At 52.4% G+C, this 24,593-nt stretch carries 18 protein-coding genes and 1 pseudogene; 8 read left to right on the top strand and 11 right to left on the bottom strand.

Translation table 11 applies throughout. The features are described 5' to 3' along the window. Window positions 1-84 precede the first annotated feature (84 nt). Complete coding sequence (gene gdhA, locus J7445_RS07670) at window positions 85-1,422, bottom strand: NADP-specific glutamate dehydrogenase (protein WP_209282906.1); 1,338 nt, start codon at window positions 1,420-1,422, stop codon at window positions 85-87. Between the two features lie 547 nt (window positions 1,423-1,969). Here gdhA and J7445_RS07665 point away from each other — a divergent pair. Further along, entirely contained in the window at window positions 1,970-2,764 is a 795-nt protein-coding gene (locus J7445_RS07665; protein ID WP_146736821.1) for a thymidylate synthase, read from the top strand. A gap of 59 nt (window positions 2,765-2,823) precedes the next feature. Here the strand turns inward: J7445_RS07665 and J7445_RS07660 are convergent, their stop codons facing one another. Then, complete coding sequence (locus J7445_RS07660; RefSeq protein ID WP_425326083.1) at window positions 2,824-5,223, bottom strand: right-handed parallel beta-helix repeat-containing protein; 2,400 nt, start codon at window positions 5,221-5,223, stop codon at window positions 2,824-2,826. Between the two features lie 1,281 nt (window positions 5,224-6,504). Between J7445_RS07660 and J7445_RS07655 the strand changes: the two genes are divergently transcribed. Both J7445_RS07655 and J7445_RS07650 read left to right on the top strand, forming a co-directional pair. Continuing rightward, window positions 6,505-6,855: a helix-turn-helix domain-containing protein gene (locus J7445_RS07655; protein WP_244969465.1), complete on the top strand. Its 351-nt coding sequence runs from the start codon at window positions 6,505-6,507 to the stop codon at window positions 6,853-6,855. Further along, window positions 6,759-7,655 (top strand): IS3 family transposase, encoded by an 897-nt coding sequence (locus J7445_RS07650; protein ID WP_209282905.1) that lies wholly within the window; start codon window positions 6,759-6,761, stop codon window positions 7,653-7,655. Before J7445_RS07655 ends, J7445_RS07650 begins: the two co-directional genes overlap by 97 nt. A gap of 398 nt (window positions 7,656-8,053) precedes the next feature. On the opposite strand, the gene katA is transcribed toward J7445_RS07650, so the two are convergent. From katA to J7445_RS07625, 5 genes are all read right to left on the bottom strand, one after another. After that, window positions 8,054-9,568 carry a catalase KatA gene (gene katA / locus J7445_RS07645; protein WP_209282904.1) on the bottom strand — a complete coding sequence of 505 codons (1,515 nt, stop codon included), beginning with the start codon at window positions 9,566-9,568 and terminating at the stop codon, window positions 8,054-8,056. A gap of 294 nt (window positions 9,569-9,862) precedes the next feature. After that, window positions 9,863-11,830, bottom strand: coding sequence for a Fe(3+)-hydroxamate ABC transporter permease FhuB (fhuB, locus tag J7445_RS07640; RefSeq protein WP_209282903.1), 1,968 nt, complete (start codon window positions 11,828-11,830; stop codon window positions 9,863-9,865). After that, on the bottom strand, window positions 11,824-12,735 hold the full coding sequence (locus tag J7445_RS07635) for an iron-siderophore ABC transporter substrate-binding protein (protein WP_244969464.1): 912 nt from the start codon (window positions 12,733-12,735) through the stop codon (window positions 11,824-11,826). Before J7445_RS07635 ends, fhuB begins: the two co-directional genes overlap by 7 nt. 150 nt (window positions 12,736-12,885) lie before the next feature. Continuing rightward, entirely contained in the window at window positions 12,886-13,650 is a 765-nt protein-coding gene (locus J7445_RS07630; RefSeq protein ID WP_045074339.1) for an ABC transporter ATP-binding protein, read from the bottom strand. A 215-nt stretch (window positions 13,651-13,865) separates the two neighbouring features. After that, window positions 13,866-16,085: a TonB-dependent receptor gene (locus J7445_RS07625; RefSeq protein WP_209282901.1), complete on the bottom strand. Its 2,220-nt coding sequence runs from the start codon at window positions 16,083-16,085 to the stop codon at window positions 13,866-13,868. A 65-nt stretch (window positions 16,086-16,150) separates the two neighbouring features. On the opposite strand from J7445_RS07625, the pseudogene J7445_RS07620 reads away from it, so the two are divergent. Then, a pseudogene (locus tag J7445_RS07620) lies at window positions 16,151-16,258 on the top strand (IS5/IS1182 family transposase); the annotation flags it as partial. A 70-nt stretch (window positions 16,259-16,328) separates the two neighbouring features. Here J7445_RS07620 and J7445_RS07615 read toward each other — a convergent pair. Next, the gene (locus J7445_RS07615; RefSeq protein WP_209282900.1) at window positions 16,329-17,621 is read right to left on the bottom strand and encodes a valine--pyruvate transaminase; all 1,293 of its coding nucleotides are present in this window, start codon (window positions 17,619-17,621) and stop codon (window positions 16,329-16,331) included. A 100-nt stretch (window positions 17,622-17,721) separates the two neighbouring features. Further along, a complete protein-coding gene (locus tag J7445_RS07610) occupies window positions 17,722-18,294 on the bottom strand; it encodes a UbiX family flavin prenyltransferase (protein ID WP_016687161.1) in 573 nt (190 codons plus the stop codon). 183 nt (window positions 18,295-18,477) lie between these two features. Between J7445_RS07610 and J7445_RS07605 the strand changes: the two genes are divergently transcribed. The 3 genes from J7445_RS07605 to J7445_RS07595 all read left to right on the top strand — a co-directional run bounded on the left by J7445_RS07605 (window position 18,478) and on the right by J7445_RS07595 (window position 20,415). Continuing rightward, complete coding sequence (locus J7445_RS07605) at window positions 18,478-19,161, top strand: 2,3-diphosphoglycerate-dependent phosphoglycerate mutase (protein WP_101810344.1); 684 nt, start codon at window positions 18,478-18,480, stop codon at window positions 19,159-19,161. A gap of 103 nt (window positions 19,162-19,264) precedes the next feature. Further along, window positions 19,265-19,615, top strand: a complete 351-nt coding sequence (locus J7445_RS07600) for a helix-turn-helix domain-containing protein (RefSeq protein WP_244969463.1) — start codon at window positions 19,265-19,267, stop codon at window positions 19,613-19,615. After that, window positions 19,519-20,415, top strand: a complete 897-nt coding sequence (locus tag J7445_RS07595) for an IS3 family transposase (RefSeq protein WP_209282898.1) — start codon at window positions 19,519-19,521, stop codon at window positions 20,413-20,415. Before J7445_RS07600 ends, J7445_RS07595 begins: the two co-directional genes overlap by 97 nt. A gap of 73 nt (window positions 20,416-20,488) precedes the next feature. Here the strand turns inward: J7445_RS07595 and J7445_RS07590 are convergent, their stop codons facing one another. Then, entirely contained in the window at window positions 20,489-21,448 is a 960-nt protein-coding gene (locus tag J7445_RS07590; RefSeq protein WP_019270885.1) for a siderophore ABC transporter substrate-binding protein, read from the bottom strand. A gap of 211 nt (window positions 21,449-21,659) precedes the next feature. Beyond that, window positions 21,660-23,828, bottom strand: a complete 2,169-nt coding sequence (gene fetA / locus J7445_RS07585; RefSeq protein ID WP_209282897.1) for a TonB-dependent siderophore receptor FetA/FrpB — start codon at window positions 23,826-23,828, stop codon at window positions 21,660-21,662. A 425-nt stretch (window positions 23,829-24,253) separates the two neighbouring features. On the opposite strand from fetA, the gene groES reads away from it, so the two are divergent. Further along, entirely contained in the window at window positions 24,254-24,541 is a 288-nt protein-coding gene (gene groES / locus J7445_RS07580; RefSeq protein ID WP_016687158.1) for a co-chaperone GroES, read from the top strand. Window positions 24,542-24,593 lie beyond the last annotated feature (52 nt).

The following is a 24,593-nucleotide window of genomic DNA, read 5'->3' as shown; positions in this document are numbered from 1 at the left end:
CAGGCTATAAAAAAGGTCGTCTGAAAACCCCGATTCAAGGTTTTCAGACGACCTTTCCACATCCTAAAGTCAGGACAATGAGACTTACACAATGCCTTGCGCCAGCATCGCATCGGCGACTTTGACGAAACCGGCGATGTTCGCGCCGTTGACGTAGTTGGTTTTGCCGTTTTCAGTGCCGTATTTCAGGCAGGATTCGTGAATGCTTTGCATGATGTCGAACAAGCGTTGGTCGACTTCTTCGCGGCTCCAGGCCAGACGGACGGCGTTTTGGCTCATTTCCAAGCCTGAAGTTGCCACGCCGCCGGCGTTGGAGGCTTTGCCTGGCGCATACAGGATGCCCGCTTTGACGAACTGATCGACCGCGCCCAAAGTAGAAGGCATGTTCGCACCTTCGGCAACGACGTAGCAGCCGTTTGCCAACAGGGTTTTGGCAGCTTCTTCGTCCAATTCGTTTTGGGTCGCGCAGGGCAGGGCGACTTCGGCGGCAACGCCCCACGGTTTTTGGTTTTCAAAGTATTTCAAACCTTGTTCTTTGGCATAGGTGGAAACACGTTCGCGGCGGACTTCTTTCAGCTCGATAAGCGCGGCGAGTTGGTCTTCGGTCATGCCGCTGTCGGGGAAGAGGACGAAACCGTTGGAGTCGGAAACGGTCAGCACTTTCGCGCCCAGTTGGATGGCTTTTTCGGCGGCGTATTGTGCGACGTTGCCGGAGCCGGAAATCAGCACGCGTTTGCCTTCAATCGAATCGCCGCGCGTTTGCAGCATGGATTGGGCGAAGTACACGGTGCCGTAGCCGGTCGCTTCGGGACGGATAAGGCTGCCGCCCCATTCGAGGCCTTTGCCGGTCAGGACGGAGGCAAATTCGTTGCGGATTTTTTTGTATTGTCCGAAGAGGAAGCCGATTTCGCGGCCGCCCACGCCGATGTCGCCCGCAGGTACGTCGGTGTTCGGACCGATGTGGCGGTAGAGTTCGTTCATAAAGGCTTGGCAGAAACGCATCACTTCGGCGTCGGATTTGCCTTTGGGGTCGAAGTCGGAACCGCCTTTGCCGCCGCCCATAGGCAGGGTGGTCAGGGCGTTTTTAAACACTTGCTCAAAGGCGAGAAATTTCAATACGCCCAAATCGACGGTCGGGTGGAAGCGCAAGCCGCCTTTGTAAGGGCCGATGGCAGAGTTCATCTGAATGCGGTAGCCGCGGTTGACTTGGACTTGTCCTTTGTCGTCCACCCAAGTGACGCGGAACATAATCACGCGCTCAGGTTCGACGATGCGCTCAAGCAGGTTTTGCTGGGTATATTTCGGATTTTTTGCCAAAAACGGCCCCAAGCTCATGAATACTTCTTCAACCGCTTGGTGAAACGGCTCTTGATTGGGGTTGCGTTGTTTTAGATTGGCAAACAAGGCATTCAGGTCAGTCATTTGGTGCTCCTTGAGAATAAGATTTGAAAGAGATAATGAATTTGTGGAAAGCAATATAAACCTAATTTTTTTGCCTGCCAAGCGGTTTTGATGAAAATTGTTGACATTATTTTTTTGAGAATTTTATTATTTGGTATATGTTGCCAGTAAAATATAAAAATAATTTTTAAAATTCCATTATTTCAATAAAAATTGAATTTATGTTTCAAGTAGTTAAACTAGAAATTCAGATTAGGACGGTGTAAAAATTTAATCTGGCGCAAATTTTCATGTAAATATGACCAATATTGTCAACAATAACGCTGATTTTTTGCTTGAAAAAGAAGCTAAGAAAGAAAATAACATGTTGAAAAAATGAATCTTGTTTTGGGTGGAAGAGCGTGTTTGTGGAGCGTTCAATAGCGGATAACGCAAAGGTCGTCTGAAACCGGATTTGCCGTTTTCAGACGACCTTAGATTTTCATTAAAAGCCATGTATTCGCGCATCCGGATGCTATACAATACGCCCCAAAGCATTTCCAACAACACGCACTCTTAAAGGATCACGATGAAAGCCTATCACGACTTAATGCGCCACGTTCTCGAAAACGGCACCGATAAATCCGACCGTACCGGTACAGGCACGCGCTCGGTGTTCGGCTATCAAATGCGCTTCGATTTGAGTCAAGGCTTTCCGCTGCTGACCACCAAAAAGCTGCACTTGCGCTCGATTATTCACGAGCTGCTTTGGTTCCTCAAAGGCGATACCAACATCAAATATTTGAAAGACAATAATGTTTCCATCTGGGACGAATGGGCGGACGAAAACGGCGACTTGGGGCCTGTGTACGGCTACCAATGGCGCAGTTGGCCTGCGCCCGACGGCCGCCATATCGACCAAATTGCCAACGTCGTGGAGCAAATCAAGAAAAAACCCGATTCCCGCCGCCTGATTGTGTCGGCATGGAATCCCGCGCTGGTGGATGACATGGCATTGCCGCCTTGCCATGCGCTGTTTCAGTTTTACGTCGCCAACGGCAAATTGTCCTGCCAGCTTTACCAACGCAGCGCGGACATTTTCCTTGGCGTGCCGTTCAACATCGCCAGCTACGCACTGTTGACCATGATGATTGCCCAAGTTTGCGGGCTGGAAGCGGGCGAATTTATCCACACCTTCGGCGATGCGCATCTGTACAGCAACCATTTTGAACAGGCAAAACTGCAATTGAGCCGCGACTTCCGCGCACTGCCGGTGATGAAAATCAATCCTGAAGTCAAAGACTTGTTTGCATTCAAATTTGAAGATTTCGAGTTGGAAGGCTACGACCCGCATCCGCACATCAAGGCTGCCGTAGCGGTGTAGTTTGGAGAATAGATAAAAGGTCGTCTGAAATTTCAGACGACCTTTTGATTACGGCGGGTTTATAGGATGCCGTTGGTGTGCACGTGGTCTTCTGTTACCGGTAAGGTTTTATGCTGGTAGGAATAGACGGCATCTTGGATGGTGTTGATGTTTTTGCTGACGCTGACCAATACATCAGACATGCTGACGTTGCTGCCTTTGGTATTGACATTATCAAGCGTATCGCCGTTATGGGTGTTGGAGTTGGCATAAACATCAATATCCGATTCATAACGCAGCCAGGTTTTGTAGATTTGGCCTTTGATGTCGGTTACCAAGGTATTATTTGCCATATTTAAATTAGCATTAACCTTACCATCCCCGGTGCTGCGGACTTCAACGATACCGTTATCCAGGTGTCCGTGTAGTGACAGGGTATTATTGGTAACGTTATATTCCTTGGCATTTGTACGCATAAAGGCAAATTCAGCATAACCGCCGGATTCTTCACGAACGGTAACGGCGTTGTTGTTTAGCGTAACCGAACCGTGCATCGGTACGTCGGAGTGATGTTCTTCAATATAGAAAGGAACAGCTCCGCTCTTTATTTTGCCAATATCGGCAACATTATCACTGATGTTGATGGTGCTGGTACCGATACCTTTTTCATGAGTTTGCGGGGCGTAGGTATCATTGATAACCGCCATCAGGTATTTGGTCGATTCGCCGCTGATTTTGTTACCGGTAATGTTTAGTGTGTAATCCATTTTTTGTTCATGGTTACGGAATTCGATACCGTAGGTTTGGATATTGTCTTTATAGACCTCCAAGTTATTGATTGTGTTGTTGCTGATGTCAAAATAGCCTTTATCTTTACTGTGTAAGTCCCGGCGTTGCGTATTGGTCTGTACTTGGATACCTGAATACATATGGTAGTCGTATCCCGGAGTGTCATCGACTGCAAGACGGAACGAAGTGTCCTGTGTAATGACATTACCGGATATTTTGACGTTATCCAGCGAGAATTGGCGGTTATAGACCGCAATACCGTACAGGCGGTCGCCATTTAGTGTGTTGTTCTCAATTAAGACGTCTGTGCCGTCATGCACGTCCAGACCTTTCCGGTAGTTGTGGTCGGTCGTATTTTTGCGGTAGGTGATGCCGTAATTGTAGCTACCTGCAGCGGCGGCGATGCCGTAGCCGGTGCCTCCATCATCTTGGTGTCCGTTCCAGGACAAGAGGTTGCCTTCTCCGAGGAAATTCTTTTGATAGGAAACCAGTGCGCCGGCAACGCGGTTGTGGTGCAGGTTGGAGTCAACGATACGGTTATTTTCACCTAAAGGCAGTGAATCGTATTTGTCGTCGATGGAGCCGTTGGCAACACGGTCTTTATAAGATAGTTTGTAGCCTGCTTCGCGCATGAGTGCAGCGGTAGAGGTAAAGGTTATACCTGCACGGTTTGCACCGGATACTTCCACTTTGCTGATCAGGGTGTTGTCTGCATCGTTGACTAAAATGCCGTTTACTTTACCGAAATAGCTTAAACCTTTGCGGTAGAAATCAGCGTTGGTGTATCGAACGGATAGGTCGGCAATCGTTTTGCCATTTTGACCATCTACCAAGATACCTGCAAAAGCTCGAACATCATCGTGGTTAGTGTTGGAATTGAATATACCAACTTGAGCTTTGTCAAAGTTGATTTGGGTTTTGCCCATGCCAGCACCGAAGATGCCTTTAACACCGGAGGTATTATTGTCGATAACGATTTGGTCAGAAATGTAATAAGTGCCGTCCATAAACAGCATGGCTTTTTCTTTATGAGCAGCTTCGAGTGCGGCTTTGATAGCCGCCAGGCTGTCTTTTTTACCTGTCGGATCTGCGCCGAAATCATTTACATTAATGTAACGACCATATTGTTTGGACTCATATACTTTATAGTCGCCGGATTCTGATTGTTTGCCTTCTGCAGAATTATGGATGTGGGCAGTCGCAGTCGTTCCTTTTTCAGCAACAGGTTGCGTAGGAGAAACGCTTTTGTTGTTTTGGTGCTGCGCTGCATTATTGTCGTCATCGGAAAGGTCGGTTACTTTACCTGCATTGTTTTGCGTTGGCAGCGTACTTTTGCCGACATGGGATTTATCGGATGATGGGTTGTCTGTTTTAGAGACTGTATTTTTTACAGGTTTGCTCATTTCTTCTTCGGTTGAAGAATGATTACCTGGTTTGTTTGCCGAATGTTTGATTTGTTCGGCACGGTTTTTCTCTGCTAATTCAGCTTTTGCAGCAGCGTCAGCAGCTTTGCGGGCTGCTTCTGCTTTTTCGCGAGCAGTGATGATGGCTGCCTTACGATCGATTTCTCGTTTTTGTTCCAAAGCTACACGTTCGGCTTCAGCTTTTTCTCGGGCTGCTTTGCGCTCGGCTTCAGCTCTTTCTTGTGCGGCCTTTTTCTCTGCGGCAGCCTTTTTCTCTGCGGCAGCCATAGCGATTTTATGAGCAGCTTCAGCTCTTTCTTGAGCAGCCTTTTTCTCTGCAGCAGCTTTTTTCTCTGCGGCAGCCATAGCGATTTTATGAGCAGCTTCAGCTCTTTCTTGAGCAGCCTTTTTTTCGGCAGCAGCTTTTTTCTCTGCAGCGGCCATCGCAGCTTTATGAGCAGCTTCAGCTCTTTCCTGAGCAGCTTTCTTCTCGGCAGCGGCTTTGGCTTGAGCAGCGGCTATGGCGGCTTTATGAGCAGCTTCAGCTCTTTCCTGAGCAGCTTTCTTCTCGGCAGTGGCTTTGGCTTGAGCAAGCAACTTGGCTTCGAAAGGCGTCAGTTTGGATTTATTTATAGGAACCTTGGCGGGCTGTATATTTTGAGTGCCAGCAATATTAGTTTTGCCGTAAGTTTGCTTCGGTAGAGCAGTAGCGATATTCATTCCACCCATTGAGTGCTCGAAAATCAAAGCATTCAGTGTAGAAGAAGTTGTTTGACTTTGTTGGGTTATATTTGAGGTTGTACGAGATGTGTGGATATTGGTTTGCCCATGATTAGTGAGTGCAGACAGAGTTTGTTTTGACATAATTTGTATTTCCCATGTTTGAACATTACGGATTCATACCCGTAGCAGTGTAACGATATGGTGTTCCTTTTATCAAATAGAGGAGTTTCCCAGTGTAAGAAAAATACTGCTTGCGGCAGAAGTTTTCGACTGAAAACCGATTGAAAGGTTTTTAGCTTTAACCGGGTGGCCCGTATCTATCCGTTTTTCTGATGGTGTATTGCCTTGGAAATTAAGGAAAGCCTTTTATGGTTCGGACTATGGCCGTTTTGATTGTTTGTCGCATATCTAGACGGTCGAACCTCTTATTATTCATTCATTCACGCTATCTGTACTGTATTTTGGGTTATTTGGGTAATTTAACCTAAATTAAGTAAGATTACGAGATTGTTTATTAGTTCACTGTAACTGAAACAAATATTCCCTTTTGTTTTGGTAGGATGAGTTAATATCTGAAATGAATAATTGAGAGTAATTCTAGCATGGCAGATATAAAAATGATGCATTCATAAAAAATATTTAAGCTGGAAATTTAAACTATTGAAAATGTTACTAATTATATTTGGTGATTGGTTTGTAGAAATGGATTTTTTCAGAAAAACTGTTGTTTTTCGTACCGCTTGGTAAAATAAAAGACCGTTTGTTTTCAAAAAGGTTGTCTGAAAATTTGAACTGCACCCCAAAAGTTGGACACATCCCCTCCAACTCACAAGGTGCAGTTTTTTTATGAGCAAATATACATTACACTTCAAATACCAAGCCGTACTCCACTACCTGCACATACGCAGCCAACAGCGTACCGCAGACCACTACGGCATCTCCCGAACCCACCTGCGGCGATGGATACGCGCCTATCAGGAAGGCGGCATCGGCGCACTCGAACATCCACAATCCAAAACCATGACCGAACACCGCAAAAACCCCTTCATCGCAGATAAACCCGATCAAGAAAACACACAGGCAGAGCTTATCGAAGAGTTGTGCTATATGCGCGCAGAGGTCGCCTACCTAAAGGAGTTAAAAGCCCTCAGCCAAAAGCGGACCGCAAAGGACAAAGCCAAACCGTCCAAGCACTGAGGGCGCAACACCCGCTCAAATACCTGCTGCACATCGCAAACCTGCCCAAAAGCAGCTTTTACTACCACCACCAAGACCGGCCCAATCCCGACGCAGCCGACAAAGCCCTCCTTGTCGAAACCTACCGGCGGCATAAAGGACGCTACGGGCAAAGGCGCATTGCCGCAGCATTGGATTGGAACCGCAAAAAAGCAGCTCGGCTGATGAAACAGATGGGGCTGAAAGCCAAAATACGGGTGAAAAAAGCCTACCGCCATCCCGCCATGGGCGAAATATCGGAACACCTCCTCAAACGCCGGTTCAAAGCCCGAAAGCCCAACGAAAAATGGCTGACCGACGTGACCGAACTCAAAGGAAAGGACGGCAAACTGTACCTCTCGCCGATATTGGACTTGTTCAACCGCGAGATCGTCGCCTACGCCATGAGCCGCAATGCCAACAGCGAAATGGTGAAGGAAATGCTCGAAAAAGCCGCCCCCCGTCTGACTGATAAAGGAACGATGCTTCATTCGGACCAAGGTGTGCTGTACCGTACGGCGGGGTATAGGGAATTGCTTGCGGAGCATTCCATGGTTCAAAGCATGTCGCGAAAGGCGAACTGTTGGGACAATGCGCCGATGGAGAGCTTCTTTGCGGTGTTGAAGACGGAGTGTTTCTATAACGCAGGAGAATTGACGGTGGACGAATTGATGAAACAGATAGATGACTATATGGATTACTACAACCGGGAGCGTTGCAGTCTGAAATTGAAAAAGCTGAGTCCTGTCGCATACAGAACCCGGCTTACACAGAGCGCCTGAAAAGGCTTTTATGAGTGTCCAAGATTTGGGGGCAGTTCAGGGTTTTCAGACGACCTTATATGTAGGAAATCGTCGCGTTGTTTACACTTTTTCTACGGCGGACAGCTTTTGTTTTTGCTTGAATGATTCTTAGGCAGCTATCCGGCATTATCAAGAACAGAGCGGGTTTCCCGTGTCTATCGACATTCTTGACAATGCCGGATAGCTGCTCAAACGGGTCTTCAAGCAAAAGCCAAAAGTGTAAACAACACTGTTGATTTCTACACCATATATCGTTCCCCAAAAGGGATGCTTAACAATACTTCTCTATTTGCGTATCACGCCTAAGTCAGCGGTTTGCGGTATCGGATTGCGTGGGATAACAATTCTTCAATCTCTATCCACATAGCTCCTCCCATTTACAGCAAACCCGGCTGACCCAATGCCGGGTCGGTCGCGCGAGCGGCTTGTGCGTCTTCAACGGTCAGCCCCAAAGCTTTCGCCACGCCTTCGCCGTAGGCGGGGTCGCAACGGTGGCAGTTGCGGATGTGGCGGTATTTGATGAAGTCGGGGGCGTCGCCCATGGCTGCGGCGGTGTTGTCGAACAAAGCCTGTTTCTGCGCGTCGTTCATCAGGTTAAACAAAGCGCGCGGTTGGCTGAAATAGTCGTCATCGTCTTGGCGGTAGTCCCAGTGCGCCGCATCGCCGTTGATTTTCAGAGGCGGTTCGGCGAAGTCGGGCTGTTGCTGCCATTGGCCGAAGCTGTTGGGTTCGTAGTGCGGCAGGCTGCCGTAGTTGCCGTCGGCACGGCCTTGTCCGTCGCGCTGGTTGCTGTGGACGGGGCAACGCGGGCGATTGACGGGGATTTGGCGGAAGTTTACCCCCAAGCGGTAGCGTTGCGCGTCGGCGTAATTGAACAAACGGGCTTGCAGCATTTTGTCGGGGCTGGCGCCGATGCCGGGCACAAGATTGCTCGGGGCGAAGGCGGATTGTTCCACATCGGCGAAGAAGTTTTCGGGATTGCGGTTCAACTCGAATTCGCCCACTTCAATCAGCGGATAGTCTTTTTTCGGCCAAATTTTGGTCAGGTCGAAGGGATGATACGGCACTTTTTCCGCATCGGCTTCAGGCATGACTTGGATGTACATCGTCCATTTCGGAAACTCGCCGCGCTCGATGGCTTCATACAGGTCGCGCTGGTGGCTTTCGCGGTCGTCGGCGATGATTTTTGCGGCTTCTTCGTTGGTCAGGTTTTTAATGCCTTGCTGGCTGCGGAAATGGAATTTCACCCAAAAACGTTCGCCCGCTTCGTTCCAGAAGCTGTAAGTATGCGAACCGAAGCCGTGCATATGGCGGTAACTGGCGGGAATGCCGCGGTCGCTCATGACGATGGTGACTTGGTGCAGGGCTTCGGGCAGCAGCGTCCAGAAGTCCCAGTTGTTCGTAGCGGAGCGCATATTGGTGCGCGGATCGCGTTTGACGGCTTTGTTCAGGTCGGGGAATTTGCGCGGGTCGCGCAGGAAGAATACGGGCGTGTTGTTGCCGACCATATCCCAGTTGCCTTCTTCGGTATAGAACTTCAACGCAAAGCCGCGGATGTCGCGTTCCGCATCGGCTGCGCCGCGCTCGCCTGCCACGGTGGTGAAACGGGCGAACATCTCGGTTTTCTTGCCAACTTCGCTGAAGATTTTGGCGCGGGTGTATTTCGTGATGTCGTGCGTTACGGTGAACGTACCGAACGCGCCCGAACCTTTGGCATGCATACGGCGTTCGGGAATCACTTCGCGCACGAAGTCGGCTAGTTTTTCATTCAGCCACAAATCCTGCGCCAGCAACGGGCCGCGCGGACCAGCGGTCAGGCTGTTTTGATTGTCGGCAACGGGGGCGCCGTTGTTCATGGTCAGGTGGGTTACGGGACATTTAGAGACAGTCATAATAATTTCCTTTGTGAAATGGTCAGTGGTTTATAAAACGATTTGCCGAAAAGCATATTCGTAGCCGGTTTCTTGGCATTCATAAATTTCTTGTATCGACATTTATTTTTCCTTTTGTTTAAACTATGAATAGGACTATACAGAAAGGTTTTGCCTATTGGAACTATGACTTCAATTTAATATTGTTATTATTAATTGAGATTTTATTTTTGTTAGATTTTTGTTATCGAATAAATTAAACAAAAAGGTCGTCTGAAACTGTTTTCAGACGACCTTTTTATATCTCCGTTCGCATTAAAGCTTGCGCATCATCATCATAAAATATGCGCCGCCTATGAGCGTGGCCATCATTCCGGCAGGGACTTCGTAAGGGAACATTACCTGCCTGCCCAGCCAGTCGGCCGTCATCATAACCGATGCACCGATGAGTGCGGCGGCGGCAAGTTGCTGTTTGGGCAGGCGTGCGCCGAGCATACGGGCCAGATGCGGCGCAAGCAGTCCGACGAAGCTCAAGGGGCCGATAAGCAGGGTGGATAAGGCGGTTAACGCTGCGCTTGAGACGATCAGCACCAGCCGTGCGAGGGGGACGTTGATGCCGACGGAGCGGGCGATTGTCGCGTTCAGGCTGAGCAGTCCGAGCCAGCGTTGCAGCGGGAGGATGAGGAGGAGCGAGGCGACGGCGAGGAGGCCGACGGTAAGGGCGGATTCGGGCGTTGCCTGATAGGTCGAACCTGACATCCACAATAAAAGCAGTTGTACGCGGAAATCGCCGCTTGCCGTCCAAATGCGGATGGCGGCATCGGCGAGTGCGGCCAGCGCCATGCCGGTAAGCAGGATTTTTTCGGGGGTAAATCCGTTTTTGCGGTTGAACAGCATCAACAACCCCAAGGATACGAGAGCGGAAACGATGCCTGTCAACCAAAACCAGCCGCTGCCCGAGGTAATGCCGAACAGCATCACTACCGCCATCGCGCCGAATGCCGTTCCGGAGCTGATGCCCAAGAGTTCGGGTCCCGCCATCGGGTTTTGCGTCAGCCTTTGCAGTATGACACCGGTCAACGCGAGCATGGTGCCGGTGGCGGCGGCGAGCAGCACGCGCGGGTAGCGGAATACGAAATATTCCGGGTCTATGGTCAGGCGCAGGGTTTCGTCATAGCGTCCGACCGTAAACGCCAATACCGATACGGCGACGGCGATAAGCGGCAGAAAACGCAAGAGGCGCGGGACGTGCGGCGCGGCGGTTGAAATATCGGAGGTCGTCTGAAACGAAGGACGCGGAGGTGCTTTCGCCGTCAGCCACAACAAAAGCGGCGCGCCGACGAGGGCAGTTACAGCGCCGGCGGGCAGATCGGTGCCGCGGTAGTGTTTCAGCAGCATCAGGCCGTTGTCCGTCAGCATCAAAAGCAGTGCGCCGACGATGAAGGAACAAATCAGGCGTATGGACAGCGTGCGTACGCCCATTTGCCGCACCAGCGTCGCCGCCGCCAATCCGACAAAGCCCATCATGCCGACAAAGCCGACCACGCCCGCACTCAAAAATGCAGCAACCGCCAAAGACAGCAGGCGGATTTTCTTCACCGGTATGCCTGCCGATTCCGCCTGCGTGTCGCCCAGGCTCATGATGTTTAACGGTTTGATTAAAAAGGCGGTAAGTATGGCGGCAACGGCAATCCGCCACAAAAGCCCCAACGTATCGCGCCAACTGTCCTGCACTAGGGAGCCGCTGCCCCACTGCATCACGCCGCGCGTCTCTTCGCTGAAAAACAGCATCACGATACCGGTGAGGGAACCCAGATACAGGCTGACCACCAAACCCGCCAGCACGACGCTGAGCGGTTGCAGGGCGCGCCGTGCCGACAGCCGCAATACCGCGCCCAAAGCCGCCGCTGCGCCGGCAAACGCCACGGCGGACGTGCCGTAGGCAAGGAAGGAAGGGGCGAACACGGTCGCCGCCACCAAAGCCGCCTGCGCGCCGCTGCTAACTGCCAGCGTACTGTCGGATGCGAGCGGATTGCGCATCAACTGCTGCATCAGCATGGTCGCCATCGCCGTACTGCCGCCCGCGAGCAGCGCCATCGCCATGCGGGGCAGGGTGTTGTTCTGCACCATCAGCGCGTCCAAAGGCAGGCTGTCGGGACGGTCAAACAGCCGCAGCCACGGCAGCGTCCATTCCAGCTTCAATATCCAAAACGCCGTCAGCGCGCACGATATTGCCAACGTGGCGGCAAGGATAGGCAGGGGTCGTCTGAAAATCTTTACCATGCGACTTCCTTTTGTGCGGACGGGTTTTCAGACGACATCGAACGCATCAGTTGCAAAGTGAAACGCTGCATGGACGGCAGCGCGCCGTAGCTCCACGACGGCTCGAAGATGCGGCGGTTTGCAGGGCGGCTGAACGGCAGGCGTTGCCAAAGCGCGCTTTTTTCGAGCGTTGCACGTGTATTTTGAGGATGCGGTTTGACGATGATCAGCAGCGTGTCCGGCGGCAGCTTTGCTAAATCTAAAAGCGTGATGTTTTCGAAACCCCATTCGTTGCTTTTTCCCGTCCAGGCATTGTTCAGCTCCAATTTGTCGAACACGGCCTGAAACAGCGAAGTCTTGCCGTAAATCCGCAAATGCCGCCCGTCGGCAAACTGCACCACCGCAAACGGGCGGCCGCGATATGCCGAAAGCGCGGGTTTGGCGCGGGCAAACAGGTTTTCCGTACCGGCAATCAGCTTTTCGGCAGCGGAAGGGTCGCCGATGATTTTACCCAGCCTGCGCGTGGCTTCGACCGTGTGGGCATATTCGATGCCTTTTGCCGTGCCGAAATCCACTTCGCGTACCGGGGCGATTTTTTCAAACTGGGACTTGGCGGCGGCATACCAGGAAGATTGCACGAAAAAATCAGGCTTTATCTGATACAGCCGCTCCAAATTCGGCTGGAAGCGCAGCCCCGCTTCCTTGACGGCAGCGGGCAGCGGCGGATGGTTCACCCAGGTATCGTACACGCGGCGGTCGGCGACGCTGACGGGCGGATGCCCCATCGCCGTCAGTGTTTCGGCGACCGTCCAGTCCGAAGTCGCCACGCGCGGTGCGGCGGGTGAAGGCAGGGAAAACAGGAGGGCGGCGGTAAAAAACAGCCGTGCTGCAAGGCGGGGAATGTCGTCTGAAAAGCGGTGGGACATCAGCTTGGAAGGTCTTTCGGTTTTTGAATAAAGGGTCGTCTGAAACATATCGGATACAGGTATTCCACAATGGTCTGCAATGTCATCCGGTTTGGATTCGGGCGGCGGATTTTATGGTCGGAGCTTATGCGGCGGGACGGCTTGCCTGCGTCAAGGCAATGCCACGGGGCGGCCGTTTTCAGGATGGGCGATGATGTTCATATCGACGCTGTAAATGTCTTTCAACACTTCTGCGGTCATGATGTCGGCGGGTTTGCCCGTTTTTAATAGCCGTCCCTGTTTGAGCGCGACCAGTTCATCGCAATACTGCGCCGCCAGATTAATGTCGTGGATGACGATGATGACGCCCAAACCCAAATCGCGAGACAGCTTGCGCACCAGTGCCATCACGTCGATTTGGTGGGCGATGTCCAAAGCGGCAAGCGGTTCGTCCAGCAGCAAAAAGCGGCTTTGCTGCGCCAGGCACATTGCCAGCCAGACGCGCGAACGTTCGCCACCCGAAAGCGTATCGACGATTTGATCGGCAAATTTTTCCGTATGCGTCAGCCGCAACGCCTGTTCCACCGCCTGTCTGTCCGCATCGTTCGTGCGCCCTAAAAGCCCGCTCCAGGCATAACGCCCCATCATAACCAGCTCGCGCGCGGTCAGCGCGGTGGCGGCGGGCAGGTGCTGCGGAAGATAGGCGACTTCTTTGGCGTATGCGCGGGCGGAATAGGCGCGTATTTCTTTGTCGTTCAGCAATATCCTGCCGCCTGCTGGTTCATGCTGGCGGGTGAGCAGTTTCAACAGCGTGGACTTGCCCGAGCCGTTATGGCCGATGAGGCCGTACACGCGGTTAGGGGAAAAGTTGACGCTGATGTCGTGCAGCAGCGAGCGGCCGGGTATGGCGAAGGTGGCGTTTTGGATTTGGAACACGTTTCAGACGACCTTTTGGTGGGTTTGACGTTATTCGGAGAAAGCGGCGGCGCGGCAAAACCCATTGCCCGTTGTCGGTGCCGATGCCGTAAAGGCGGAGTTTTACGGCGGTTGTCCGAAAGCGTAGGACAAAGTCGGACGCCCCAGGCTCCAAGGTCGTCTGAAAACGTTTCAGACGACCTTTGGACCGTTGGAGACCGTTTGCCGCCCGTCCCTTAAAAATCGACCGAAGCCGACAGGGTGAAGCTGCGCGGTGCGCCGGCGTTCAGGTAGCCGTTGTTAGGGTATCCGCCGACGGATGCCCAGTATTTCTTGTTGGCAACATTATCGAGGCGGGCGCGGAAGGTAGCTTCGTGCCTGCCGATTTGGGTGCGGTAGCGCGCGCCGAGGTCGAAGCGCGTCCAGCCGCCGACTTTAAGCGTATTGGCCGCATCGGCGTAAGAAGAACCGGTGTAAACCATGCGTCCGTCAAATGCCAAACCCTGCACTTTCGGCACTTCCCATTCCAAGCCGATGTTGGCTTGGGTTTTAGCCGCGCCGATGGTACGTTTGCCGTCGGTCGAGGACGAGCCGGTGGATTTCTGTTTGGCATCGAGCAGGGTTACGCCGCCCAAGAGTTTCACGCCCGGGGCAACTTCGCCGTAAACGGTGATTTCCGCACCTTGGTGACGGTCTTTGCCTTCGGAAGTGAGACGGGCGGTGTTGTTTTCGACAACGTAGAGCGAACGCGGTTTGTCGGTGTGGAAGAGCGTCAGGCCTGCGCCGAAACCGCCTGCTTCATATTTGGTGCCGATTTCTTTTTGTTTGGAAACATAGGGTTTGAGCGATTCGCCGGCATTGCTGACGGCGTAGGCCCGGCCGTTGATGGAGGCAGTCGAGCCTGCGGTCGCGCCTTGTCCCAGGCTTTCGATGTAGTTGCCGTACACCGACCAATTCGGCGTGATGCGGTACACCGCGCCGACGGCGGGACTAAGGCGCGATTTTTTGTAATTTTCGGTTTGCGCGCCCGTATTATAGGCGTAAGCCTTGTTATGCACCTGCTGCCAGCGCGCCCCGAGCATGAATTGCAGGCGTTTGTCCCAAAGGCTGAAGGTGTCGCCCAAGGCGAAGCTGGTCAGACGTGTTTTGCCGGTAACGGCAGGATTGCCCATGTCGTTGCCCGAATACAGCGGGTCGGCGGCTGCGGGTTGCGGATAGCGGGACGGGTTGTAGAGGTTGGTCGTATATTGGTTGCCCCAATCCATGATGTAAGCGTTTTTGCGCGAGGACTGGAAGCGGTTGGCGGCGGCAACCCATTCGTGTTCTACCGCGCCCGTATTGAATTTGCCGCGCAAACCGATTTCGCCCGTGTCGATTTTATCCTTACGCGCGTTGTCGAAGCGGTAAATCGATCCGTCGCCGTTGACATTGCGGACAGTCAGGTTTGCTAGAGAATTGTTTTCCTTGCTGCGGCGGAAGCCATAGGCGACGTAGGCAGTCAGGTTGTCGTTGAAATCGTATTCGCCGCGCATTGTGCCGAACCAGTCGCGCTCGTTGGAATACGTCCACGGCTGCGCCCAGTTGGACGAGGCATCAGGCGCGGCCGGCACGGCGGTCAGGCCTGACAGGGTAACATTGGTACGCGTGGATTTGAGCTTGTTGTCCTGCCAACCCAAATCGGCGGACAGGCGGGCATTTTCATTGCGCCAGTCTAGGCCGACATTGACCAGGCTGAGTTTGGACTTTTCGTCGTCAACGGCGGTGTGGCCGTTGTGGTGCGCCGCATTGACGCGCACGCCGAATTCCTGATTTTGTCCGAAACGGCGCGCCACGTCCGCCGCCAAACCACCGCGTTTTCCCGCGCCGTAATTGGCAGTCAGACGGTTCAATCCTTCATTGGACGCGCGTTTGGGCAATACGGATACCGTGCCGCCGATATTGTTGCCGCCCGGTGCCATGCCGTTTAAGAAGGCGGATGCGCCGCGCTGGACTTCCACGCGTTCGAAAAGCTCAGTGGCGATGTATTGGCGCGGCAGGATGCCGTAAAGGCCGTTGTACATGGTATCGTCCGATTCGGCGGCAAAGCCGCGTATGAAATACGCTTCCTGAAAATTGCCGTAACCGCGCGCAACGCGGACGGTCGGGTCGTTTTGCAGTACGTCGCCGACGCTGCGCGCATGTTTGTCCTGAATCAGCCTATTGGTGTAAGCAGTATTGGAGAACGGCGATTCTAGGTTTTTTTTATTGCCCAAAATACCCACGCGGCTGCCGCGCGCCACCTGTCCGCCCTTAAATGCAGGAATCAAACCGCCCTTGGATGCGTCCGCGCTGGCGGTTACGGTGATGGTTTCAAGTTCGGCGGTTTCTCGGACTTGGGGTTCGTCTGAGGCAAATGCCGCCGAAACGGCAAGGAGGGAGAGGCTGAGGATGCTGAGTCTGGAAGCGGGCTTAATCATTTGTATTTTCTTTCAAAAGTCGGTCGTAACAGTTAATTCTAAAAGAAAATTAATTTCATTTCAAAAAATATAGTGGATTAAATTTAAATCAGGACAAGGCGACGAAGCCGCAGACAGTACAGATAGTACGGCAAGGCGAGGCAACGCCGTACTGGTTTAAAGTTAATTCACTATAAATGATAAAAGGTCGTCTGAAACCGTTTTCAAACGACCTTTTGACTGAATGGCTGTCAACTTTACCGTTTACGCTGCGTCGTACAAACCGCGCACCACCCTGCCGATGGCGGCGATGCCTTTTTCCAGCGTTTGAACGTCCTGCGCAATGCTCATGCGGATGCACTCGCGGGCGTGCAGGTAATCCTGCGTGTCGATGCCGACGAAGAAATGTTCGCCCGGAATAATCAGCGTGCCTTCGGCTTTGAGCATTTCGTACAGGGTTTGCGATGAAACGGGCAGGTTTTCAAACCAGAGCCACAGGAAAATCGCGCCTTCGGGCTTGTGGATTTTCAGCGGATACGCGCCCAGCTCGCGCTTGAGCAGCGAGACGGCGGTTTGCGCCTGATTGCGGTAAAACGGCCGGATGACGTCGTCTGAAAGCTGTTTCAGACGACCGTCCTGCAACAGCGGTGTTGCGATGGCTGCGCCGAAGCGGGTGGGCGACAGGTTCACAATCGCGTTCAGGCTGCTGACGGCTTTGACGACTTCGGGCGCGGCGACGATGATGCCGGTACGCACGCCCGGCAGGCCGACTTTGGAAAGGCTGAAGCAGAGGATGATGTTTGCGTGCCAATTCAGCGTCACGTCGCTGTAAATGATGTTGGGGAACGGCATTCCGTAGGCGTTGTCGATAATCAGCGGAATGCCGTGTTCTTGCGCCAAAGCGTCCAGTCGCGCCATTTCTCCGTCGGTCAGCACGTTGCCGGTCGGGTTGGTCGGGCGCGAACAACAAATCGCGCCGATTTTGCCCGCTTTGAGTTCCGGCAGGCTTTCCAGCGCGTCAAAGTCCACGTGATATTTGAAGAAGCCTGCTTCGCCTTCGTGTTCGACAGCTTCGATTTTTGGTTTGACGGAAACAAAGTGCTGCCCTTCAACATGCACGTCGGCATAGCCGATGTATTCGGGCGCGAGCGGCAGCAGGATGGCTTTCTCTACGGAAAGGTCGTCTGAAACCTTAAATTTGCCGCCGAAGAGGTTGAAAAGATAGAAAAACGCGTTCTGCGAACCGTTAGTCAACGCGATATTGTCGGCGATCAGGTTCCAGCCGTATTCGCGGTTGAGGAAGGCGGTCAGCGCGTCAATCAGCGCGGCATCGCCTTGGGGATTGGAGTAATTGCCGATGTTCTCGACGGCGTGTTCCGCCGCCAGCTTGGAAAATACGTCGGCGAACACGGCATTGACTTCGGCGATCCGCGCCGGATTGCCGCCGCCAAGCATGTTGACGGGCTTGTCGCTTTTGAGCGCGTCGCCGAGGTCGTCCATAAGTTGCAGGATGCCGCTGTGTTGCGTGAATTTTTCGCCGAATGCCGAGAACTGCATGATGACTCCGTGTAAATATGATTGGCGGGGATTATATCAGCTTGATATGGAGGGAGGCTTTCTGCCAGCCTGAAAACGGGTTTCAGACGACCTTTTATGTTTAGGAAGATGTTCCACCCGTCCATTCGGGTACGGTGCCGGTGTCGAAGCCTAAAAGTGAAAGCGCGTGGGCGGTGCTGTGGGTGATGATGTCATCTATGGTTTGCGGCTGCTGGTAGAGGGCGGGGGTAGGCGGGAAGACGATGCCGCCCATTTCGGTAACGCGGCGCATATTGTCCAGATGGGCAAGGTTGAGCGGGGCTTCGCGCACCATCAGCACAAGGCGGCGGCGCTCTTTCAGGACTACGTCCGCCGCGCGTGTCAGCAGGTTGTCGCCGAAGCCGTTTGCGACCGCTGCCAGCGTGCGCATCGAGCAAGGGGCGATCAGCATCCCGTCGGTTTTGAACGAACCGCTGGCGATGGCGGAGCCTATATGGTTTATCGGATGGACGACATCGGCAAGGCGGTAGAGTTCGTCTTTCTCATATGGTGTTTCCAGCGCGCGCGTCATTTCCGCGCTTTTGGATACCACCAGATGCGTTTCGACATCGTGTGTGCGCAAAAGTGCCAAGGCCTTGATGCCGTATTGGAAACCGCTGGCTCCGCTGATGCCGATAATCAAACGTCGGGTCATGAAAGTCTTTCGTAAAAGCGTATTTTGGCAACATTATAAAGCAGGTCGTCTTAACAGGCAGGTTTCATATTTTGAAAAGCAGCTGTTTGACTGAAGGCAAGGGTAGGGGAGGTGGTTCGGCAGAAACAGCCGAAATATGTTATAAATAAGCCCTTCTACCGCACTCAAATTGGAGCATACGACATGGAATTGGTATTTATCCGCCACGGACAAAGCGAATGGAACGCGAAAAACCTGTTTACAGGCTGGCGCGACGTGAAACTGAGCGAGCAGGGGCTTGCCGAAGCTGCCGCCGCCGGTAAAAAACTAAAGGAAAAAGGCTACGAGTTCGACATCGCCTTCACTTCCGTCCTGACCCGCGCGATTAAAACCTGCAACATCGTTTTGGAAGAATCCGACCAACTGTTCGTGCCGCAAATCAAAAGCTGGAGGCTGAACGAACGCCACTACGGCCAGCTGCAAGGTTTGGACAAGAAACAAACCGCCGAAAAATACGGCGACGAGCAAGTCCACATCTGGCGCCGCAGCTACGATACCCTGCCGCCGCTGCTCGACCCGAAAGACCCGTTCTCCGCACACAACGACCGCCGCTATGCCAACCTGCCCGCCGATGTCGTACCCGACGGCGAAAATCTGAAAGTTACTTTGGAGCGCGTATTGCCGTTCTGGGAAGACCAAATCGCCCCCGCTATTCTGAGCGGCAAGCGCGTCTTGGTCGCCGCACACGGCAACTCCCTGCGCGCATTGGCAAAACACATCGAAGGCATTTCCGACGAAGACATCATGGGCTTGGAAATCCCGACCGGTCAGCCGCTGGTGTACAAATTGGACGACAATTTGAAAGTAGTTGAAAAATTCTATCTGTAAGCTTTGCGGATAATAAAAAGGTCGTCTGAAACCCTGATTTGTGGTTGAACTGCACCCCAAAAGTTGGACACATCCCCTCCAACTCACAAGGTGCAGTTTTTTTATGAGCAAATATACATTACACTTCAAATACCAAGCCGTACTCCACTACCTGCACATACGCAGCCAACAGCGTACCGCAGATCATTACGGCATCTCCCGAACCCACCTGCGGCGACGGATACGCGCCTATCAGGAAGGCGGTATCGGCGCACTCGAACATCCACAATCCAAAACCATGACCGACCACCGCAAAAACCCCTTCATCGCCGACAAACCCGACCACGAAAAAACACAGGCAGAGCTTCTCGAAGAGTTGTGCTATATGCGCGCAAAGGTTGCCTACCTAAAGGAGTTAAAAGCCCTCAGCCAAAAGCGGACCGAAAAGGACAAAGCCAAACCGTCCAAACACTGAGGGCGCAACACCCGCCCAAATACCTGCTGCACATCGCACACCTGCCCAAAAGCAGCTTTTACTACCACCACCAAGACCGACCCGACCCCGACGCAGCCGACAAAGCCCTCCTTGTCGAAACCTACCGGCGGCATAAAGGACGCTACGGGCAAAGGCGCATTGCCGCAGCATTGGATTGGAACCGCAAAAAAGCAGCTCGGCTGATGAAACAGATGGGGCTGAAAGCCAAAATACGGGTGAAAAAAGCCTACCGCCATCCCGCCATGGGCGAAATATCGGAACACCTCCTCAAACGCCGGTTCAAAGCCCGAAAGCCCAACGAAAAATGGCTGACCGACGTGACCGAACTCAAAGGAAAGGACGGCAAACTGTACCTCTCGCCGATATTGGACTTGTTCAACCGCGAGATCGTCGCCTACGCCATGAGCCGCAATGCCAACAGCGAAATGGTGAAGGAAATGCTCGAAAAAGCCGCCCCCCGTCTGACTGATAAAGGAACGATGCTTCATTCGGACCAAGGTGTGCTGTACCGTACGGCGGGGTATAGGGAATTGCTTGCCCAACATTCCATGGTTCAAAGCATGTCGCGAAAGGCGAACTGTTGGGACAATGCACCGATGGAAAGCTTCTTTGCGGTGTTGAAGACGGAGTGTTTCTATAACGCAGGAGAATTGACGGTGGACGAATTGATGAAACAGATAGATGACTATATGGATTACTACAACCGCGAGCGTTGCAGTTTGAAATTGAAAAAGCTGAGTCCTGTCGCATACAGAACCCAGCTTGCACAGAGCGCCTGAAAAGGCTTTTATGAGTGTCCAAGATTTGGGGGCCAGTTCAGGTTTCAGACGACCTTTTTTAAATCAAATCAACTTACTTCGCCGCATTAAACGCGTCGGTAACTTGTTTGGATGCGTTCAGCAATTCTTGTGCGCCGCCCGCCGCCAAGTAGGTTTCGGGAACGAGGTAAACCACCTGTCCTTTTTTCCATGCAGTCGTTTCGGCAACCAGCGGATTGTTCAACACGTCTTTCGCCGCCTGCCCTTCTTCGCCGATGGCTGCGCTTCGGTCGAGGACAAACAGCCAGTCGGGATTTTTTTCTTTCAGGTATTCGAAGCTGACGGGCTGACCGTGGCTGCCTTCTTTGATGGCTTCGTCAACGGCCGGAACGCCGATGTCTTTGTGCAGCCAGCCGCCCAGTCGTGAAGACGGTCCGAAGGCGGACATTTTTCCGCCGTTGACCAAAATCACCAAACCTTTGCCTTTACCTTGCGCGGCGGTTTTCGCGGCTTCGAAAGATGCGTCGATTTCGGCTTTCAGCTTGTCGGCTTCCGCCTGTTTGCCGAAGATTTGCGCCAAAGCGTCGATACGCTCTTTGGCACTTTCTTTGAGGTTGGCGGTATCGGCGGTCATCTCGATGGTCGGCGCAATGGCGTTCAACTTGTCAAACGCTTTGGCTGCGCGGCTGCCGATGATGATGAGCTGCGGCTTGTAGGCGTTGAGTGCTTCGTAATCCGGCTCGAACAGCGTACCGGCAGGTTTTGTCGTTTTGAAATATTCGTCCAAATAAGGCAGCCGGTTTTTATCGACGGACAAACCGGTTTTCACGCCCAATTTGCTTAAAGTATCGAGCATACCCAAGTCATAAACGGCGATACGTTCAGGATTTTGCGGCACTTTCGCGTCGCCGCGCGTCGTTTTGACGGTCAAATCTGCGCCTTCGGTTTGGGCTGCGGAAGCGGTTTGGGCGTTTTGGTTTGAAGCGGAATCTTTCGGCGAACACGCGCCCAAAGCAAGGGCGCAGCATACGGCTAAAGCAGTTAAACGTAACATGGGATAATTTCTCCGTTGTCGGGTTCGGGCAGGTAATATGGACGGGTCGTCTGAAAATCCGCAAAGCGGATGCTCGCACCAAACACCTGTTCCAATCCTGCCGTTGTCAAAAAAATTTGGAAAATGCCAGATTGAGAAATCCGATTGACGGGCAGGTCGTCTGAAAACCGAAGCTGATTCAGACGACCTGCCCGTATTTTACCCGCTCTTTTTAGAAGCGGTAGTTAACGCCCAAGCGTACATCACGTCCGGTACCTGGTAGGGTATTGGTCCAGCGTTGACTGTGCGGATAGTAGAACTTGTTGAACACGTTGTTAACTGAAAGATTGATATTGAGCGTGTCTTTGCCCAATGGTTTCCAGTTGGCGAAGACATCGTTCACACCGAAACCTTGGCGTACAACGTTTTCCAGTTTGCCGTCGCGACCTTTTTGACCTGCCACCAATATCGAACCCACGGCTTTTTGAACATAGCGTCCGCGCCAGCCGATTTCCAGATTCGGATTTTGGAAGCGGTAGGCAAGGGAAGCCGTCCAAGTGCGGCCGGTTTGTGCGCCAAACTCGGGGTTCGCGCTTAACAATTTATCTTTGTGTGTATCGTAAAAACGCGGTTTGCTGTGGCTTACGCCGACTTTGGCAGTCAAGCCGCCGGTGCGGTAGGACGCGCCCAATTCGTAACCGTGGTTTTTGATGTAGCCGGCATTGACGGCTTCACGGATGGCGACAGAGTCGTGGCGGTTTTGCGGATTGGCAAGCGCGTCTTTGATGGTCTGCCAGAAGTAGCTGCCGTTTGCGGCAAACGTGCCGTCGTTGTAGTTGAAACCGATTTCGGTATTGCGCGCGCGTTCGGCTTTGGTGCCGTCGGCAATCGAGATGATGCCGCGCTTGCCGTGGGTTTGCAGCGCGTCATACAGGCGCGGGCTGCGGCTGGCGTAGTTGTGGCTTGCGCTGAAGCTCCAGTGTTCGTGCGGCTGCCAAATCACGCCGAAACTCGGGTTAAGGCTGCTGCTTGAAACGGTTTTGCCGTCATGGGTTTTCACCTTGAAGCGGTCGTAACGCAGTCCGCCGGTCAGGGTAAAGCCGTTAATTTCGTGAATGGCTTCGATATACGCGCCGGTATCGGTTTTGGTCGGGTTGGACAGTTTGTAGGAATGGACAAGATCCATAACTTTCTTGTCTTTCGCTTTTTCTTCATCGGTCTTATCTATTTCTTTTTTAGGATCTTTTGGGTCTGGTTTCTTACCGGAGATCTTAAATTCGTTGTTCAAAAACGCTTGCGGCTCGATTTCCTGATGGCGGTAGTTGATACCGTATTTCAACAGGGTTTGTTCGGCAAGGCGGCTGTCGAAGTTGAAGTTCGCACCACGAGTGGCGATTCGGGTATGGTTAGGGCCGACCACATTGCCTGCGTAACCGCTGCCGCTGTCATCGGCGGAATAGCGTTCGTTTTCCAACACATAGGCGTTGGCGTTCAGTTTTTCGACAAAGCCCAAGTTTTTACCCGTGTACTCCAAGTTGGTGTTGGATTGGGTAGTTTTACGGTATGAGGGTTTCTGCCTGTCTTTTGCAGGGTCGGACTCGAAGATTGTAAACTCTTCACGCACAGTACGGATGCCCCGGTGCTGGTCTTTCATGTGGCTCAACACGATGCGGTGGTCGCCGTCGCCGAAGGTTGTTCCGATTTTGGCCAGGTAGCTGCGTTTGTCCAGTGCGCTGTAAGGTACGGTTTTGCCGCCGTTGGGACTTTTGTAGCCTTTACCTGCTTCGTAATCTTTTTCATCGTTGCGGTTGTAAGAGAACAAACCGTCGAAGTTGCCCTCTTTTCCGAATACGCTGACACCGTAGTTTACGCCGTCATTGCTGGCATAGCCGCTGCTGAGGCGCACCCCCCAGTTTTTGTCCAAACCTTTGAGCAAGTCTTGGGCATCGACGGTTTTGGTAATAATCGCACCGTTGGTCGCGCCGATACCGGCAGATGCCGAACCTGCGCCTTTCTGTACGGAGACGATTTTGACCAGCGCAGGGTCGATGATGAAACGGCCTTGGTGATACAGTATTTGGCTGTCGGAATAGGCATTGTCCACCTTAATATCCACCGAGTTTTGACCCATGCCGCGCAAAGTCAGGTGTTGGGACGTGCCGTTGCCGCCGCCGAAATCGATGGCAGGTTCGTCTTTCAACAATCCGCGCAAATCGGTTGCCGTGCTTTCGTCTTTTTGTTGAAGGGTAACGATATTAGTTTTGATTTTGCTGCCTTGGCGGTCACCTTTTACGGTAACGGTATCAAGGGTAACGCTTTCTTTTGCTTCGTTTTCCGCGTGGGCAAAACCAGCGGCGAGTGCCATTGAAAGCAGGCTGAAGCGGAACAGGGGTGAAGCCATGGAAATTTCCTTCTGTCGGATAAGTTTCAGTTAATCGATAAATTATTTATTAATAATAATTTTTATTTATTTTAAGGGTGGGATATTATTTTGTAAAGGTGTGCATAGTTTTGCGCCAATAATGTTTGGTTTTTTGTTGATTGAAGCATGTGAAGCCCACCGTCTGTAAAAGGTCGTCTGAAAATGCCTGCTTGCTTGATCAGCATTGAAAGTAGGGCGGGGATGGTGCGCAACTTGTCATGTCTGTTTTCAGACGACCCCGCATAGAAAATTTTTACTTCTTCCCTTGAATTTATCGGGACAAACCCTAATTTGCCGCTGTGTTAAGGTAAGTTTGTTGACAAACTTGCCGCCTTCTTTTTCAAACCGCATCTGCCGGATAAAGGCAGATGATTGTTTTCAAACTATTTATCGGAGCATAAAACATGACCATCCGTCCTTTACACGACCGCGTCGTCGTCAAACGCTTGGAAGCTGAAGAAAAAACCGCATCAGGCATCGTCTTGCCCGGCGCAGCCGCTGAAAAACCCGACATGGGCGAAGTGATCGCCGTGGGTGCGGGCAAAATCGGTAAAGACGGCGAACGCCGTCCGCTGGATGTCAAAGTCGGCGACAAAATTATTTTCGGCAAATACAGCGGCCAAACCGTAAAAGCCGACGGCGAAGAGCTGTTGGTGATGCGCGAAGAAGATATTTTCGGTATTGTCGAATAAACATTCCGTGTATTCAGAACAACAGGTCGTCTGAAAAGGCGTACAAGGTTTT

It is taken from the genome of Neisseria sicca (genome assembly GCF_017753665.1).
In the GTDB taxonomy this organism is placed as follows: Bacteria; Pseudomonadota; Gammaproteobacteria; order Burkholderiales; family Neisseriaceae; genus Neisseria; species Neisseria flava.
This window is presented reverse-complemented; position numbering and strand designations above follow the sequence as displayed.